Genomic DNA, 15,338 nt, shown 5'->3' on the forward strand with positions numbered 1-15,338 from the left:
GGGTTAGAAGTCGTCGACGTCGCGCCCGCCGCGGGGCGTGACGAGGTACGTTTCGTAGTCGTTGCTCCAGGGTTCGGTCTCGTGGGTGCCGATGAGAATCGACGTGCCCATCCCGCCGACGTCTTCATCGTGGGCCGTCGCGTCACCGAGGGTCGTAATCGAGAACGTCTCGTCGTCCAGATTTCGGCCCGCTTCGCCCCGGCCGGCGTCGTTGAAGATGCCGACCGGCACGTCGTCGGCCCGCTCCTCGCGGACCACGTCGATGGCGCGTTCGTAGTTCCGCCAGCAGTTGTACAGGACGACGACGAAGCCGCTGATGGCCGCCGCGCGCAGTTTCTCCTCGATTTCGTCCCAGCCGCGCCACTTGTCGGACAGCGAGACCGTACAGAAGTCGTTCGACAGCGGCGCGCCCATCATGGCCGCGCCGCCGAGCGCCGCGGTGACGCCGGGGACGATTTCGACCGGCACGTCGGTCGCTTCGTCCGTCTCCGCCATCGTGAACACGAGGTCGGACTTCCCGTAGACGTTCGGGTCGCCGCCGGAGACGTGGACTACGTCCTCGCCGTCGCGGACGCGCTCGAACGCCTCGCGGGTCAGTTCGACCTGTTTTCCCATCGACGAGCGGACGACCTCCGGCCCCTCGTCGCTTCCTTCCGGGGGGAGCGTTCCGTCGTCTCGGAGGAACTCCTGATAGAGGTTCGAGGCGACCACGCAGTCCGAAGTCGAGACGAGTTCCGTCGCTCGCTTCGTCATGTGGTCGGGGAGACCGGGACCGATGCCGACGACGTAGAGGGTTCCGTAGTCGTCCGGGACCTCGTCACGGTCGCGGTTGCGGTCGCTGGAGCCGGACGCCGGTTCGGTCTGCTCGCCGCCGTCGCTCATCGTCCCACCGCCACAGTCACGGCGTCGTCGTAGCGTCGCTTTTCGACGACCAGTTCGTGGTCGCGGCCGCCGGCGATGGCGCTCGCCTCGGCGATGCCGGGCCAGCCGATGAGTTCCTTCGACCGCGAGGGCGTCGGCCCCTCGAACTCGGTGAGGGTCTCCTTTTCGAAGTAGACGACGCCCGCGTCGATTTCCTCGGCGGCGTCGAGCATGCCGGGTTCGTCCGCCTTTCGCGTGCCGGTCGCGACGAACTCCACGTCGTCCCAGTCCCAGTCGGCGTCGTCGAGCGCGCGCTCCCACGCCGTCAGGAACTGCGCTTTCTTCGCGCCGGAGACGCTCCCGGTTCCGAGGACGACGCCGTCGTCGCCGTTGCGCTTCAGGACCGTCACGTCGTCGCCGACGAGAACCGCCTTCGGGCCGTCGAGTCGGGCGACGGGACCGAGTTCGTCGTTGAGGACGGCGAGGTTCGTCGCCACGGTCGAATCGCCGTTGACGACGTGGGAGTCGAGCGCCTTCGCCTTGCTCTCGACGCCCTGCTTGCCCGCGGCCTCCGAAGCGGTCGTCATCGCCGGGACGGCCCCGAGTTTCGAGAGGTCGTGGGCGACCTGATTCGCGCCGTGGTGGCCGCCGGTGAGTGGAATCGCCCACGTCAGTTCCTCGTCGACGACGACGACCGCCGGGTCCTCCCACTTGTCGTCGAGGAGGCCGGCGGTCTTCCGCATGGCGATGCCGCTGGCCATGAGGCCGACGAAGCAGTCGTACTCGCCCCAGTGGTCGGCGAACACGTCGCCGTGGTAGGTGAGTACGTCTATCCGGTCGTAGTCGTCCGCGAGGTCGCGTTTGATTTCCTCCGCCGTGTCGAGCTTTCGTTCGAAGGTGACGATGGCGATTTCGTCCGCCACCTCGCCATCGCTGTCGGGAGTGCTACAGTGGCCGCTTCCGGAGTCGGTTTCGGAGTTAGCGTCTGCGTCGCTCATTTCGCATCACGCTCCTGCGGGTCGGAATCGGAATCAGAATCGGGTTCGTCGTTCGGCGCGTCGCCGCCGCGGGCCCAATCGCCGTAGAGGAACGACCGCTCGTAGTCCGAGCCGTTCACCGCCTCGCCGATGATGACGAGCGCCGAGGCGCGGTAGCCGGCGTCTTCGACCCGCTCACCCATGGTTTCGATGGTGCCCTCGATGACGTCTTCGTCCGGCCACGAGGCGTGGTAGACGACTGCGACGGGCGTGTCGGGGTCGTGGCCCTCGTCCAGCAGTCGGTCCATCGTCTCGGCGACGGCGTGGGTCCCGAGGTAGATGCAGACCGTGGTGTCGCCGAAGCCGACGAAGTCGCTGATGTGGTCCTCCTCGGCCGAGAGTGTCCGGCCCTGCGGCCGGGTGAAGACGACGTGGTTCGAGACCTCGTTCAGCGTCAACTGAGTTCGGAGCGTCGCGCTCGCGGCGAACGCCGAGGTGACGCCGGGGACGAGGTAGCTCGGAACGCCCGCCTCGGCCAGCGCGTCCATCTGCTCTAAGGCGGCCCCGTAAATCGCCGGGTCGCCGCTGTGGAGTCGGACGACGGTCCGACCCGACTCGTAGGCGTCCGCCATCAGCGGAATCAGCTCTTCGAGGTCCTTGCCGACGCTGTTGACCTGCTCGGCGTCGGCGCAGAACTCGTCTAGGAGTTCGCTGTTGACGAGCGACCCCGCGTGAACCACGAGGTCGGCGTCCTCGACGAGTTTTCTCCCGGCGACGGTGAGCAGGTCCGGGTCGCCCGGTCCCGCGCCGACGAAGGGGATTCCCTCGTCGTCGGTGAAGCCGGTGTCGGCCTCGCCGTCTGCGCTCACGCCGACCCCCCCGATTCGACGCCGTCGAACGCGGCGGTCGCCACGTCGCGCTCGACGCCCTCGCGCTCCGCGTAGGCCAGCGTGTAGTAGTCGCGCTCCGCGAGTTCGTCGGGGTCGTCGGTGACGACTGTCTCGCCTTGCTCCATGAACAGGCGGCGGCCGAACCGAACGTCGTAGCCCGCCTCGGTCAGTTTCTCGTGGGTCGCGGGCGCGTCGGTGACCTTGAACAGCACCATTCGGTCGGGACCGGTCGGCGCGGAGCCGTTCGCGGCCTCGCGGAGCGCGAGTCCGGTTCCAGACTCGATTTCGACGCCGAGCGCGGTCGTGAAGGCCGTCATCGCGCTCACGCCGGGGACGACTTCGAGGTCGACCTCGGGGTGGAACGCGTCGAGGGTGCGGCGGAGATGTCCGAACGTCGAGTAGACGTTGGGGTCGCCGAGGGTCACGAACGCCACGTCCTCGGACTCGGCGCGGGCGGCCACCTCGGCGGCGGCCTCCTTCCACGCGCGGCGGAGTTCGTCGGGGTCGCGCGTCATCGGGAAGTCGAGGTCGCCGATGCGCTCCTCGGGGACGTGGTTCAGCGCGACCGTCCGCGAGAGCCGACCGGGCGAGTAGACTACCGCCGCAGATTCGAGCAGGCGTTTCCCTTTGACGGTCACGAGGTCGGCGTCGCCGGGGCCGAGGCCGATGCCGTAGACGGTCATAGCCCCTCCGCGTCGCGTCGACCGACGACGACGAACACCGGGTTGTTCGACCGGAAACTCGTCGCGCCGGCGAGTTCGTAGCCGTGGCTCACCTGTAACTGAACGACCTCCGAGAGCAGGTCGCGCTCGCGGAACGCCTCGATTGCGTCGCCGGCGGGTTCGACCCGCGAGACGTTCATGACGACTCGGTCCACGCCGGTCTCGACGGCGTGGTCGAGGACGGCCTCGAAGTTCCGACTCCCGCCGACGAACATCGCGTCGGCGTCGGTCGGAAGGCCGTCGGGAGCCTCCGCCTCGCGGAGCGTCACGTCAGCGTCGTACTCGTTCGCCGCGAGGTTCTTTCGCGTCACGTCCAGCCGCTTCGGTTTGCGCTCGACGGCGGTCACGCGCTCGACCCGCCGGGCCGCCTCGATGGTGACGGAGCCGGTACAGGAGCCGACGTCGACGAAGTGGTCCGTCGGCCGCAAGCCGAGTTTGTCGAGCGTGACCGCTCTCACCTCCGGTTTCGTTGGTCCCGCCTTGGCGTCGTGCGGGAGCGTTACCTGTGACATTCGACTCGACAATCCCGGCGCGGTTTGAAAACAATTGTGCTTGTAGTACAACAATCTAACTTTCATAAAATACGCCCGCCGAGTTATTAAATCGAAATTGGTAAAACACAATCTCACTTGTCTTCGAAAGTTTTACAAACAGACTTGGTTTTCATCAATTTGAATTTACCATGGCTACGGCGAACACCGTCAACGGTCGTATCGAACGCGCTCGCACCGAGTTGTCTCCCACGCAGATGGCCGCGGGAGCCCTCTTTATCGCCGCACTGGGATTTACGCTCCTGTTCGTGCAGGACCCGCTCGTCCACGACTCACTCCATAACTTCCGCCACGCGGCCGGCATCGCCTGCCACTGACGATGTTCGCCGAGTACCTGACGCGGGGGGTGAAGGCGGGGTTGGTCGCCGGACTGGTGTTCGGTCTGTTCATGGCCGTCGTCGCCAACCCCCTCGTCGCCTACGCGGACGAACTGAACCACGCCGCCGTCGAGGAAAGCGGTCACAGTCACGAGGCGGAGAGCGCCCACAGCCACGACTCCGAGGGGACTCACAGCCACGACTCCGAGGAGACTCACAGCCACGACTCCGAGGAGACTCACAGCCACGACTCCGAGGAGACTCACAGCCACGACTCCGGTGACTCCCACGCCGGCGAAGGCGGCGGTCATCACGACTCCGCGGTATCGATGGCGGTTACGAAGGCCGTGAGCGTCGCGGCCGGCGGACTCTGGGGCGTCGTGCTCGGCGGCGCGTTCTTCGGGGTCGCGTTCTTCTTCCTCGAACCGGCGATTCCGGCCCCCGACGCCGCGAAGAGCTACCTGATGGGACTCGCGGGATTCGTCACCGTCTCGGGCGCGCCGTGGCTGGTCCTCCCGCCTGTCGCGCCGGGCGCGGAACAGTCGCTTTCGGCGGCGACGCGCCTCCCGCTCTACGCCGGGATGATGCTCGCCGGCGCACTCGCTTGCCTCTCGGCGGGGTACGCCTACACCCGCTTGCGCGAATCGAGCGGCCCCGTCCCGGCCGTCATCGGCGCGGCCGTTCCGTTCGCTCTGCTCGCGGTGCTCGCCGTCTTCGCTCCCGAAAACGCGGTTCACGGTGCGCTGTCGCCGACGCTCGAAACCGGACTCACCGGACTGTTCGCGTTCGGGCAGGTCCTCCTGTGGCTGGTCCTCGCGGCGGCGCACGCGCGGTTCCGGCCGTCGAGTGAGTCCGAGTCCGAATCGGCGATTCCGACCGCAGGCCGGGACTCGGCCCCCATGGCCGACTGATGCGCGACCGAACCGACGAGGTCCGCGAGCACGGCTTTACGGACCACGTGTTGGTCTGTACGAACGGCCGAGAGTCCGAGTACGCCGACTGCGCCGAGGCCGACGGCCCGGCGGTGTACGACGCGGTGACCTCGTGGTTGCGCGACCGTGGCGTCTTCTGGTCGCGGGTTCAGGTCGCCGAAACGAGCTGTCTCGGGCTCTGTAGCGCCGACGGGGCCGCGGTCGCCATCCACCCGCGAAACCGGTGGTACTCGGACGTTCGCCCCGAGGACGTGCCGGCGCTGTTGGCCGACGAGTTCGGTCCCGACGCGTCGAACCTCGGCGTTCGACCCACTCGCTGACCCCCGACTCACCGACGCCGGCGTCTGCGCCGCGCCCGTCTCACCACCGTTTTGCCGGTTTCTCCCCGACGCAGACGGGGTTGGACACAGAACAATAATATCGTTGCACTTCTGATTACGGTTCATGGACGAGAAGGACCTTCGAATCCTCAAAGCCATCGGGACGCTCGAATCGGGGAGCCCCGACCGGATAACCGAGGAGACCGGCATCCCGAAGTCGACCGTTCACTACCGCCTCGAACGGCTCCAAGAACAGGGCATCATCAAAAACGACATCTTCGACATCGACTTCGAGAAGGCCGGGCTGAACCTCACGCTCATCACCGAAGTCTGGGCGGAGTACGGTTCAGAGTACCACAAAGAGGTCGGCGACAAACTCGGCGAGGTGCCCGGCGTCAATCAGGTGTACTTCACGCTCGGCGACACCGACTTCGTCCTGATTTCGCACCTCGCCTCGCGCGCGATGGTCGAGGACCTCATCTCCGAGTTCGAGGAGATTGACGAGATTTCGCGGACGAGTTCGACGTTCGTCATCACGACCATCAAAGACGAGCCGAACCCGCTGAACGACTACGAACTCGAAGAACTGAAAGACGCCCTCCTCCCCGACGTGTCGTAACGCGGCCCGCGCCGCATCCGAACGCTATCGCACCCGCACCGCGCTTCGACCGCCGGAAGCGGCTCAGTCTTCGAGTTGCTGGGCGCTCAGGTGCGCTTTGGCCTCCGTCCGAGTCGGAAGCCCGCCGGCGACGGCCAGCAGGACGACGCCGAGCAGGCACCAGCCGCCGACCATCGCCCACTCGTAGGGCCACGCCAGCGCCGAGGGCGAGCCGGGGAGGTAGAGGCCGACGAAGAACACGGTCAACAGCAGGCCGAGCGCGCCGACCGCGTAGCCCGCGGGGAGCTTGAACGGCCGGTCGAAGTCGGGGTCGCGGTAGCGGAGCACGAGGAACGAGACGACGACGAGGAGCCACGCCGTCACCATCCCGAGGCCGCCGGCGTTGACGACCCACACGAGCATCTGCTCGCCGAACAGGGGCGCGAGCGCGGCGAGTCCGCCGACGAGCACGATTGCGGTCGAGGGCGTGTCGTGGTCGTCGTGAATCGTCGCGAGCCTCTCGGGGAGCATGTTCGAGTCGGCCATCGCGTAGATGGCGCGGCTGGCACCGAGGACGAAACCGTTCCAACTCGTGAGGATGCCCGCGAGGCCGGCCAGCGCCATGATGCGGCCGATGGTCACGCTGTCGAACGCGATTTCCATCGCCGTCGCGGCGGGGAGCGAACTCTCGACGAGCGTCGCGCCCGTGGCGACCTGTCCGGCCGCCCAGATGACGGCGATGTAGAACGCGGCGGCGCAGGCGACAGAGAGCCCGATGAGTCCGCCGAGGAGCTTCGGCGACACGTCGGCCTCGCCCGCGGCCTGCGGAATCACGTCGAAGCCGACGAACATGAACGGCGTCATGATGGCGACCGTGAACACGCCGCCGATGCCGGCCCCCGCGAGCGGCGGCGAGGACGGCGACGTGCCGTTGAACAGCGCGCCGAGGAGGAGCGTCAAGCCGGCCAGCGTGATGACGAGCGCGAGAATCGCCTGGAACTGCGCGGCCGGGCGGACCCCCCGGTAATTGAGGTACGTGATAACCACGGAGCCGATGACGCCCGTCGCGACCCACGTGCCGTAGACCGGTTGGCCGGCGACCGTCCAGAGTTCGAACACGTTGAAGCCGGGGACGATGTACGCGAGGGCGCTCGGGAGCGCAACCGCCTCGAACGCGACGACGCTGATGTAGCCGAAGATTATCGCCCACGTGCAGACGAACGAGCCGGCCGGCCCCAACGCCCGCATGCTGTAGACGTGCTCGCCGCCGACGAAGGGCATCGCCGAGGCGAGTTCGCCGTAGATGAGCGAGACGACGCTCACCATGAACCCGCCGAGGACGAACGCCGAGATAGCGCCGGTGACGCCGCTTTGGTCGATGAAGTACCCCGTCTGTACGATCCAACCCCATCCGATCATCGCCCCGAGCGCGAGCACGAACACGTCGCGCTTCGAGAGGACGCGTGAGAGTTCTCCTGTCATGGTTGTGATTGACATCATCACATTCTAACTTACCCACTATATATCTTACTGTGTTCAATTTTTGGTGGCTAATAGGAACACAGTCCAATAGAGAATGATGGTATGGAACGACAAACTGGCCGACGATTCACCGGAAAATCGCCAAACGGGCGGCGGTTCGAATGGTAGTCAACTCGTCGAAAAGAAAGAAAGGACGTGAACGTTCGATTCACCTTCCGGGCGTCGCTCCGGGAGTCGGAGCGCTTACTCGTCGGCGGGCGCGTCCTCGACCCAGACCGTCTTCGTGTTGACGAACTCCCGAATCCCGTGCCGGGAGAGTTCGGTCCCGTAGCCCGAGTCTTTCGTCCCGCTGAAGGGGACTCGCGGGTCCGACGCGACGATGTGGTTGACGGCGACGTTGCCCGCGGTGAGTTTCGTCGTGAGCGCCTCGCCGCGCTCGGCGTCGGCCGTCCAGACGCTCGCGCCGAGGCCGTAGGGCGTGTCGTTCGCCACGCGGACCGCCTCCGTCTCGTCTTCGACCTCGATGACGGTGGCGACGGGGCCGAACAGTTCCTCGGTCCTCGCGGGCGCGTCTTCGGGCACGTCGGTCAGCACCGTCGGCGGGTAGTAGTGGCCCGGTCGGTCCAGCGGTTCGCCGCCGAGGCGGAGCGTCGCGCCGGCCTCGACGGACGCCGTGACCTGCTCGTGGAGCGTCTCCATGAGGTCCGCCCGCGCCTGCGGCCCCACGTCAGTCTCGGGGTCGGTGGGGTCGCCGACGGTCAGCGACCGCATCTCCTCGGTGAAGCGCTCGACGAACTCGTCGTAGACGGCCTCGTGGACGAGGAAGCGCTTCGCGGCGATACACGACTGGCCGTTGTTCTGCGTTCGCGCCCGCGCGGCCTGCTTCGCGGTCGCTTCGAGCGGCGCGTCGTCGAGGACGACAAAGGGGTCGCTCCCGCCGAGTTCGAGCACCGTCGGCTTGAGTTCGCGGCCGCTCGTCTCCGCGACGGCCCGCCCGGCGCGGGTGCTTCCGGTCAGGCTGACGCCGCGGACCCGGTCGTCTTCGATGACGCCGGCGACGCGCTCGGCTGGAATCTGCAGCGAGGTGAACACGTCGTCCGGATAGCCCGCCCGCTCGAAGACGGAGGCGATGGCGTCGGCGCACCCGAAGACGTTCGGCGCGTGCTTGAGCACCGCGACGTTCCCGGCGGTGATGTGCGGGGCCGCGAACCGGAACACCTGCCAGAACGGGAAGTTCCACGGCATCACCGCGAGCACCGGGCCGATGGGTTCGTAGGAGACGTACGTTTTCGACCCCGGCACGGTGCCGATGTGCTCGTCTTGCAGGAACTCGGAGGCGTGTTCGGCGTAGTAGTCACAGACCCACGCGCACTTTTCGACCTCGGAGACCGCCTGTTCGACGGGTTTGCCCATCTCCTCGGTCATCAGCGTCGCGTACTCCTCGCTGTTCTCGCGCAGCACGTCGGCCGCGGCCGCGAGCAACTTCTCGCGCCGCGAAATCGGCGTCTCGCGCCACGATTCGAACCGGTCCCACGCGGCGTCCAAGCGCGCGTCGACCGTCGCTTCGTCGTGTTCCTCGTGCGTCTCGATGACCTCCTCGGTCGCGGGGTTGATGGATTTCATGGTCGGCTCTCGGGAGCGCGGCGGTCGCTCGTGGCTCCCGCTTGGCTCCACCGTCGCCCCATATGTTGATAAATGTTCCAGTAGACGACGATTATTCGGACTGTGTTCAAAAAACGCCGGTGGCGAACGCAGCCGAGTACGGGGTCACTAGCTACGTTCGAGTCTGAAGCGACCGTTTATGTCTCGACACACCCGGTTAATTCTGGACTTTGTCCCACACAGAACAATTTATTAGGATTCAGTTTAGAACTTGTGTCTATGAGAGAACGGAAGACGAATTCGTCGGTCGAGGCGGCGTACGACGACTACCTCATGCCGATTTGGAAATCGCTGAACGTCCCGGTCGAGCGGGCGTCGGGATGCACGCTCGAAGACTTCGACGGCAACGAGTACCTCGACGTGTTCTCGGGTATCTCGGTGACCAACGTCGGACACAACAACGAGGCCGTCGTCGAGGCCGCGACCGAGCAGTTAGAGGAGTTCGTCCACGGCTGTTCGTACGTCCATCCGAACCGGCCGGTGGCCGACCTCGCAGAAACCATCGCCGAGGTGACGCCCGGCGACCTCCAGAAGACGTTCTTCTGTAACTCCGGCACCGAAGCCGTCGAGGGCGCTATCAAACTCGCCCGGAAGTACACCGGCTCGAAGGAGGTCATCTCGCTGGAGATGGGCTTCCACGGCCGCACGCTCGGCAGCCTCGCGCTCACCGGCAACAGGGCCTACAAGCAGGACATGGCCCCGACGATTAACGACGTGGCTCACACCGCGCCGCCGTACGCCTACCGGTGTCCCCGCTGTGACGGCGACACCTGCGGCGCGGACTGCGCCGACGCGCTCGAACGAGTCATCGGCTCGCACACCAGCGGCGACCTCGCGGCGGTCGTCGTCGAACCCGTCATGGGAGAGGCCGGCATCGTCGTCCCCTCGGAGGCGTGGCTCAAGCGCGTTCGGGACATCGCCCACGACCACGGCGCGCTCCTCATCGCCGACGAGGTCCAGACCGGCTACGGCCGCACCGGCGAACTGTTCGCCAGCGAGCACTTCGGGGTCGAACCCGACATCCTGACGCAGGCGAAGGGCATCGCCAACGGCCTGCCCCTCGGCGCGTTCACGGCCCCCGCGGAAATCGCGGACGCGTTCGGCTCCGGCGACCACCTCTCGACGTTCGGCGGCAACCCCGTCGCCTGCGCTGCCGCGCTGGCGACCATCGAGGAACTGCAGAACGGTATCATCGACAACGCCCGCGAGAACGGCGAATGGCTCTCCGACGAACTCGCCACGCTCGAATCCGACTACGACGCGGTCGGCGAGGCCCGCGGCCTCGGACTGATGCAGGGCATCGAACTCGTCGACCCGGAAAAGCCGGGCCCGCAACACGTCGCGCCCGCCCCGGACAAGGAACTCGCGGCCGCGGTCGGCGAGCACCTCCGCGAGGAGTCCAACGTCGTCATGGGCGTCGGCGGCTACTACAAGAACGTCATGCGCTTCCAGCCCCCGCTGACGATTTCGCAGGCGCAACTCGGCGAGGCCGTCGACGCGCTCAGGGTCGCGCTGGACGACCTGGCCTGATTCGCCTGCTTCGACCGCGGCACCCGCTCACGCCCCCGTTTCGGTTTCCCTCAGTCTCCCGGCTTACTCGTGGCCCGCGCCCGGGAGCGGTTCGTTGGGTCCTTCGAAAGAGTCGGATTCCGACTCGGAGCGGTCGATAGCTCGCTCGATGATTTCGCGGCTGTCGCCCTCGTCGAGAATCCAGTCGTGCATCTCGTTTTCGACGCCGAAACTCGTACAGCCGAGGCAGATGCGGCTGACCTCCATTCCGGTCGAACCGAGTGTCGTGTATTCCACGGTCGTACTCGGTCAGAAAGACGACGGTCACTCCCTTGGGTGTGACACTACTTGGAGAGCGTATTTATGTACCCGCGCGAGTCGAGCGTGGCCGTCAGCAGTTGGCGTTCGCCCCGTCGAAGGAGGTCCGACATCGAGGGCTGTGAGATATCCAACTCCTCGGCGAGTTCGGCCGCGGTGACCCGTCGCGGTCGCTCGTAGTAGCCGCGCGAGAGCGCGAGCGTCAGCGCCTCGTGCTGGCGCTTGGTCAGCCCGTACGGGGAATCGTCTTCGAACGACGTCCGGTCGTGGTTGAGCGAGATAATCTCGACGTCGATATCGCCTCCCTGGCACGCCGTCTGGAACTCGCTGAGCGCGGCGTAGTCCTTGAACAGCTTCTCTTCGTACCACCCCGCGGGCGTGACGAGTATCGAGTCCATCAACGCCGCGTCCGTACTCCCGTCGAAGGCGTCGGACACCGCCTCGTCGAGTTCGACGGTGAGCTTGAAAATCGTCTTCCCGCTCGACCGACCGAGCGCCGTCGCCTCCACCACTTCGTCGAACGCCGAGAGGCGCGCTTCGGACACGTCCTCGTCGGCGTCGATGCCGACGATGAACAGTTGGAGCCCCGGCTGTAGGCTGAGCCCGTGTATGCACTCTATCTCGCCCGCTCGGGTCGATTCGGCAATGCTAACGAGGGGGAGCGACGGGGATCTGAGGTGCAGGTTCGTGATGATGGTCATGGTGGTGGCGTGTCTCTCGGCGGGTGCGGCGGTGCGGTTAGCTGTCGTACTCGATCTCGCTCGGTTGTCTCACCATCTCCGGGCCGCGGTGACTGAAGAACTGGCTCTCGTCTCCGTCGAGGTCGTCTGTCTGGCACGTGCCGAATCCGAGACTCGGCATCTCCACGCCGTTGTTGAGGTCGGTTGTTTTCATCGTTCGAGAGTCGGGTGTCGCGTTCGGTGCCGTGTTGCGTCCGTCTTGGGTCGTCGTTTGGGTCTTGCCTCGTTTGGTCGTGATGCTGTTCACAAAGCCCATTTAAGCCGGACCCGGCGGCGGGCCCCTGCTGTACGACGACAGCGGTGTCCGTCACTCCCCGGCGACTGCGCGTCGAACGTCCGAACAGTACCTCCGAAAAGGGGAGCGAGACCCAGTTGGCGTGCCTCTGACAGCGTGGTGGTGATGGTGGTGGATTGGATTTGGGGAGGTGGGGGATAGGCCCCGCTGGAACGGACGCCTATCCGGGCGCGTCCCGGATTCGGTGTGGAGTGTGGCTTACTCGCCGACTTTCACCATGACCTTGATGGCCTCTCGGTCGTCCATCGCCTGATAGCCTTCCGGGACGCCGTCGAGGTCGACGGTCTTCGTCAGGATGGGCGACGGGTCGAGGGTCCCCTGCAGCACGTCGTCCATGAGTTCCTCGATGTAGTTCCGGACGGGAGCGCCGCCGGCGGAGAACGAGAGGTTCTTGAAGAATATCGGCTGGAGGAAGTCGGCGGACTCGACGTGCGGGACGCCGACCGCGCCGATGGAGCCGCCGGGGCGGGCGACCTGTGCGGCGGTTTCGAGCGCCGACGCCGCGCCGACGCATTCGAGGACGTGGTTCGCGCCGCCGTTGGTGAGTTCGAGGACTTCCTCGACGGCCTCCTGCCCGCGGGACGAGACGGTGTCGGTCGCGCCGAGTTCCCGGGCGACTTCCAGGCGGTCTTCGTGGTGGCCGACCGCGATGATGCGCTCTGCGCCGATGCGCTTCGCCGCGAGGACGCCGCACAGTCCGACCGCGCCGTCGCCGATGACGACCGCGGTGTCACCGGCTTCGAGGTCCGCCAAGACGGCGGCGTGGTGGCCGGTCGACATCACGTCCGTGAGCGGGAGGAGCGATTTGAGCGTTTCTTCGTCGTCGGCGTATCGCTCGGGAACCCGAACGGCCGTCCCGTCGGCGTGGGGGACGCGGACCTTCTCGGCCTGCGCGCCGTTGTCGTCGCCGCCGTGCGGACCGAAGAACCCGCCGTCTACACACGCGGTGTGGATGCCTTTGCGACAGAACTCGCACTCCCCGCAACTGTACGCGAAGGGGACGAGTACGCGGTCGCCCGGCTGGACGCTCGTGACGTCCTCGCCGACTTCCTCGACGATTCCCATCGGCTCGTGCCCGACGGCGGAGCCCTCCTCGTGTTCCTCGTGGCCGCGGTAGAACCAGAGGTCGGACCCGCAGATGGCGGTGTGGGTGACGCGGATGACCGCGTCGGTCGGTTCTTGAATCTCGGGTTCGGGTTTCTCCTCGATTCGAATGTCGCCCGGACCTCGATAGACTGCTGTTTTCATGAGTGAGCTACGATGTACACTGCGGGCGCTACCACCATGGGCTCGATGCTATCTTGATAGTGCACTTAAGTACCTCCGCGGCGAGCGAAGCGAGTTGTCACCTTCCTCAGCGGTGCAAGTCGCCTTCGAATCTCGTCGGGTCAGCCTGACCGGCTGAGCCACAGCGTCGCCGAGAGGGCGAGCAGCGGTACGACGTACACGGTGCTCATCGCGACGCCCAACTGGAGGGGGTGTTCCGGCGGGAGCGCCATTCGCGCGACACCGATGAGCGTCAGTATCAGGACGGCTTCTGCCGTCATCCGTCTCCACGGGGTGGTTCGCGTTGCTCCCGGTCGTTCGCCCGCTCGCCCGTCGAGGCACGTTGACCGCGATTCGATTCTGCCGACCAGTTCGCACGGCCCGTCTCCTGAATCTGCTGCCACTAGTCTGAACGACGGGACCGAACGGGTTCGCTTCGACGCTATACCCAAAGCGCAGTTAAGTACTCGAACCAGTCAGGCCCGTGTCTGTGTCCGGGTGGCGAGTGAGGTCCGCGCCGCTCTGTGGCTACCGAGTGGGGGTTTGGGCCCGCGCTTGCGTGTCGAGCGTGGACGTAATCAGTTGCCGCTCGCCGCGCCGGAGCAGGCTCGACAGCGACGGTTGCGAGATGCCGAGTTCGGCCGCCAGCTCCTCGGCCGTGACCTGCCGCGGACTCTCGTAGTAGCCGCGCTCGGCGGCGAGCGTGAGGGCCTCCCGCTGGCGGTCGGTGAGGCTGTCCGACGACCCGCCGGACGGGGACCCCTCCGAGGTGATGGACACGAGGTCGAGCGAGATACCGTGGTTCTCACAGCTCTGTCGGAACTCGTTGAACCCCTCGTACTGCTTGAACACCTTCGTCTCGTACCAGCCGTCGGCGGTGACGACCGTCGGTTCGAGCTGTGCGCCCTCGAAGTCGGGCTCGAACGCCTTCGAGACTGACTCCGCCAGTTCGACGGTGAGCTTGTAGACGTCCTTGTCGGCGGTCTCTCCGATTGCGTCGGCCGCGGCAATCTCGTCGAGCGACAGGAGGTCCGCCTTAGTGACGCCGTCTTCTCTCTCGAACTGCACGGTGAATATCTGCACGTCCGGCTGTAGACAGAGGGCGTGAACGCACTCGACCTCGTCCGGCTGTAGCGCGGTCGGAATACTGACCAGCGGAAGCGAGGTCGACCGAAGGACGAATTCCGTGGTGATAGCCATTGTGAGGTATCACGCCGTCCGGCGAGTTAACGTTCTGGGTCTCTCCGGAGCGGGGGCGACTCGACCCCTCGAATCAGGGGCGGTCCAGCTCTTTGTCCCACGCTTTCCACGTCTTCAGAAGCGGGATGATGGTGTAGTCATCGACGATTTCCTCGCCGTCGAAGAGGTCCCAGACGTACTCCTTCAGCGCGTTCAGGTCGGTGTGCCACGCGCTGAAGATGAGGTCGTACTCGCCGAGACAGGAACTCGTGTTGTAGACGAGCCCCTCGTCGATGAGCATCGTGATGAACTCGGTCCGCACCTCGGAGGAGACGTGCTGGTTGAACGAGACGAGTATCTGCGCGTCGGCGAGGTCGGCCTCTTGGAGGACGATGACCGCGAGGATTTCGAGCACGTCGCTCTCTTGGAGTTTCTCGCGTCGGCGACGGACCGCGGTCCGGGAGAGGCCGACGCGCTCGGCGAGTTCGGTGTCGGAGATGCGGCCGTTCTCGTTGAGCGCGCGGAATATCTCGTAGTCGTGCTCGTCGAGGTAGTTTTCGAGGACCGCCTCCGGCGTGTTCGGGTCGGACGGGGTGTCGGCGGACGTGAGTTCGGGGTTTTCCATGGTCGGTTATATTTGCGGGGTTCGATTTGAAACTGCTGGTGGCGCAAACGAATCAAAACGACACATGAGTTGTGTCGAATCGGCTAGTTCACGC

At 65.9% G+C, this 15,338-nt stretch carries 18 protein-coding genes and 1 pseudogene; 5 read left to right on the forward strand and 14 right to left on the reverse strand.

What is annotated here, in order from left to right; all coding sequences use genetic code 11:
* Positions 1-3: 3 nt before the first annotated feature.
* From AUR65_RS15280 to cbiT, 5 genes are read right to left on the reverse strand one after another with little or no spacing between them, the layout of a single operon-like run.
* On the reverse strand, positions 4-882 hold the full coding sequence (locus AUR65_RS15280) for a precorrin-3B C(17)-methyltransferase (protein WP_058567716.1): 879 nt from the start codon (positions 880-882) through the stop codon (positions 4-6).
* Complete coding sequence (gene cbiG / locus AUR65_RS15285) at positions 879-1,859, reverse strand: cobalt-precorrin 5A hydrolase (protein WP_058567717.1); 981 nt, start codon at positions 1,857-1,859, stop codon at positions 879-881. Before cbiG ends, AUR65_RS15280 begins: the two co-directional genes overlap by 4 nt.
* Positions 1,856-2,707, reverse strand: coding sequence for a precorrin-4 C(11)-methyltransferase (gene cobM, locus AUR65_RS15290; protein WP_058567718.1), 852 nt, complete (start codon positions 2,705-2,707; stop codon positions 1,856-1,858). Before cobM ends, cbiG begins: the two co-directional genes overlap by 4 nt.
* Positions 2,704-3,411: a cobalt-factor II C(20)-methyltransferase gene (locus AUR65_RS15295; protein WP_058567719.1), complete on the reverse strand. Its 708-nt coding sequence runs from the start codon at positions 3,409-3,411 to the stop codon at positions 2,704-2,706. The genes cobM and AUR65_RS15295 overlap by 4 nt, the downstream gene beginning before the upstream one ends.
* A complete protein-coding gene (gene cbiT / locus AUR65_RS15300) occupies positions 3,408-3,962 on the reverse strand; it encodes a precorrin-6Y C5,15-methyltransferase (decarboxylating) subunit CbiT (RefSeq protein WP_058567720.1) in 555 nt (184 codons plus the stop codon). Before cbiT ends, AUR65_RS15295 begins: the two co-directional genes overlap by 4 nt.
* 170 nt (positions 3,963-4,132) lie before the next feature.
* On the opposite strand from cbiT, the gene AUR65_RS15305 reads away from it, so the two are divergent.
* The 4 genes from AUR65_RS15305 to AUR65_RS15320 all read left to right on the forward strand — a co-directional run bounded on the left by AUR65_RS15305 (position 4,133) and on the right by AUR65_RS15320 (position 6,189).
* Entirely contained in the window at positions 4,133-4,318 is a 186-nt protein-coding gene (locus AUR65_RS15305; protein ID WP_042664716.1) for a CbtB domain-containing protein, read from the forward strand.
* A gap of 2 nt (positions 4,319-4,320) precedes the next feature.
* The gene (locus tag AUR65_RS15310; protein ID WP_058567721.1) at positions 4,321-5,229 is read left to right on the forward strand and encodes a CbtA family protein; all 909 of its coding nucleotides are present in this window, start codon (positions 4,321-4,323) and stop codon (positions 5,227-5,229) included.
* Positions 5,229-5,570: a (2Fe-2S) ferredoxin domain-containing protein gene (locus AUR65_RS15315; RefSeq protein WP_058567722.1), complete on the forward strand. Its 342-nt coding sequence runs from the start codon at positions 5,229-5,231 to the stop codon at positions 5,568-5,570. The genes AUR65_RS15310 and AUR65_RS15315 overlap by 1 nt, the downstream gene beginning before the upstream one ends.
* Positions 5,571-5,694: 124 nt before the next feature.
* Positions 5,695-6,189 carry an Lrp/AsnC family transcriptional regulator gene (locus AUR65_RS15320; RefSeq protein ID WP_008096998.1) on the forward strand — a complete coding sequence of 165 codons (495 nt, stop codon included), beginning with the start codon at positions 5,695-5,697 and terminating at the stop codon, positions 6,187-6,189.
* Between the two features lie 63 nt (positions 6,190-6,252).
* Here AUR65_RS15320 and AUR65_RS15325 read toward each other — a convergent pair whose 3' ends face one another.
* A complete protein-coding gene (locus tag AUR65_RS15325) occupies positions 6,253-7,665 on the reverse strand; it encodes an APC family permease (protein WP_058567723.1) in 1,413 nt (470 codons plus the stop codon).
* Positions 7,666-7,893: 228 nt separating this feature from the next.
* Positions 7,894-9,273, reverse strand: a complete 1,380-nt coding sequence (locus AUR65_RS15330) for an NAD-dependent succinate-semialdehyde dehydrogenase (RefSeq protein ID WP_058567724.1) — start codon at positions 9,271-9,273, stop codon at positions 7,894-7,896.
* 258 nt (positions 9,274-9,531) lie between these two features.
* Between AUR65_RS15330 and AUR65_RS15335 the strand changes: the two genes are divergently transcribed.
* A complete protein-coding gene (locus tag AUR65_RS15335) occupies positions 9,532-10,842 on the forward strand; it encodes an aspartate aminotransferase family protein (RefSeq protein ID WP_058567725.1) in 1,311 nt (436 codons plus the stop codon).
* 132 nt (positions 10,843-10,974) lie between these two features.
* Here AUR65_RS15335 and AUR65_RS15340 read toward each other — a convergent pair.
* The 7 genes and pseudogenes from AUR65_RS15340 to AUR65_RS15365 form a co-directional block, all read right to left on the reverse strand.
* Positions 10,975-11,118 (reverse strand): annotated as a pseudogene (locus tag AUR65_RS15340) (aldo/keto reductase); the annotation flags it as partial.
* 47 nt (positions 11,119-11,165) lie between these two features.
* Positions 11,166-11,840 carry a helix-turn-helix domain-containing protein gene (locus AUR65_RS15345; RefSeq protein WP_199180620.1) on the reverse strand — a complete coding sequence of 225 codons (675 nt, stop codon included), beginning with the start codon at positions 11,838-11,840 and terminating at the stop codon, positions 11,166-11,168.
* Between the two features lie 37 nt (positions 11,841-11,877).
* On the reverse strand, positions 11,878-12,033 hold the full coding sequence (locus tag AUR65_RS19760; protein ID WP_158250845.1) for a hypothetical protein: 156 nt from the start codon (positions 12,031-12,033) through the stop codon (positions 11,878-11,880).
* Between the two features lie 339 nt (positions 12,034-12,372).
* Positions 12,373-13,422 carry a zinc-dependent alcohol dehydrogenase family protein gene (locus tag AUR65_RS15355; protein WP_058567728.1) on the reverse strand — a complete coding sequence of 350 codons (1,050 nt, stop codon included), beginning with the start codon at positions 13,420-13,422 and terminating at the stop codon, positions 12,373-12,375.
* Between the two features lie 140 nt (positions 13,423-13,562).
* Complete coding sequence (locus AUR65_RS19765; RefSeq protein ID WP_158250846.1) at positions 13,563-13,721, reverse strand: hypothetical protein; 159 nt, start codon at positions 13,719-13,721, stop codon at positions 13,563-13,565.
* A 247-nt stretch (positions 13,722-13,968) separates the two neighbouring features.
* On the reverse strand, positions 13,969-14,640 hold the full coding sequence (locus tag AUR65_RS15360; RefSeq protein ID WP_058567729.1) for a helix-turn-helix domain-containing protein: 672 nt from the start codon (positions 14,638-14,640) through the stop codon (positions 13,969-13,971).
* 73 nt (positions 14,641-14,713) lie between these two features.
* Positions 14,714-15,244 carry an Lrp/AsnC family transcriptional regulator gene (locus tag AUR65_RS15365; RefSeq protein WP_058567730.1) on the reverse strand — a complete coding sequence of 177 codons (531 nt, stop codon included), beginning with the start codon at positions 15,242-15,244 and terminating at the stop codon, positions 14,714-14,716.
* Between the last annotated feature and the right edge of the window lie 94 nt (positions 15,245-15,338).

Origin of the sequence: Haloferax marisrubri (assembly GCF_001469875.2) — an archaeon.
Classification (GTDB): domain Archaea; phylum Halobacteriota; class Halobacteria; order Halobacteriales; family Haloferacaceae; genus Haloferax; species Haloferax marisrubri.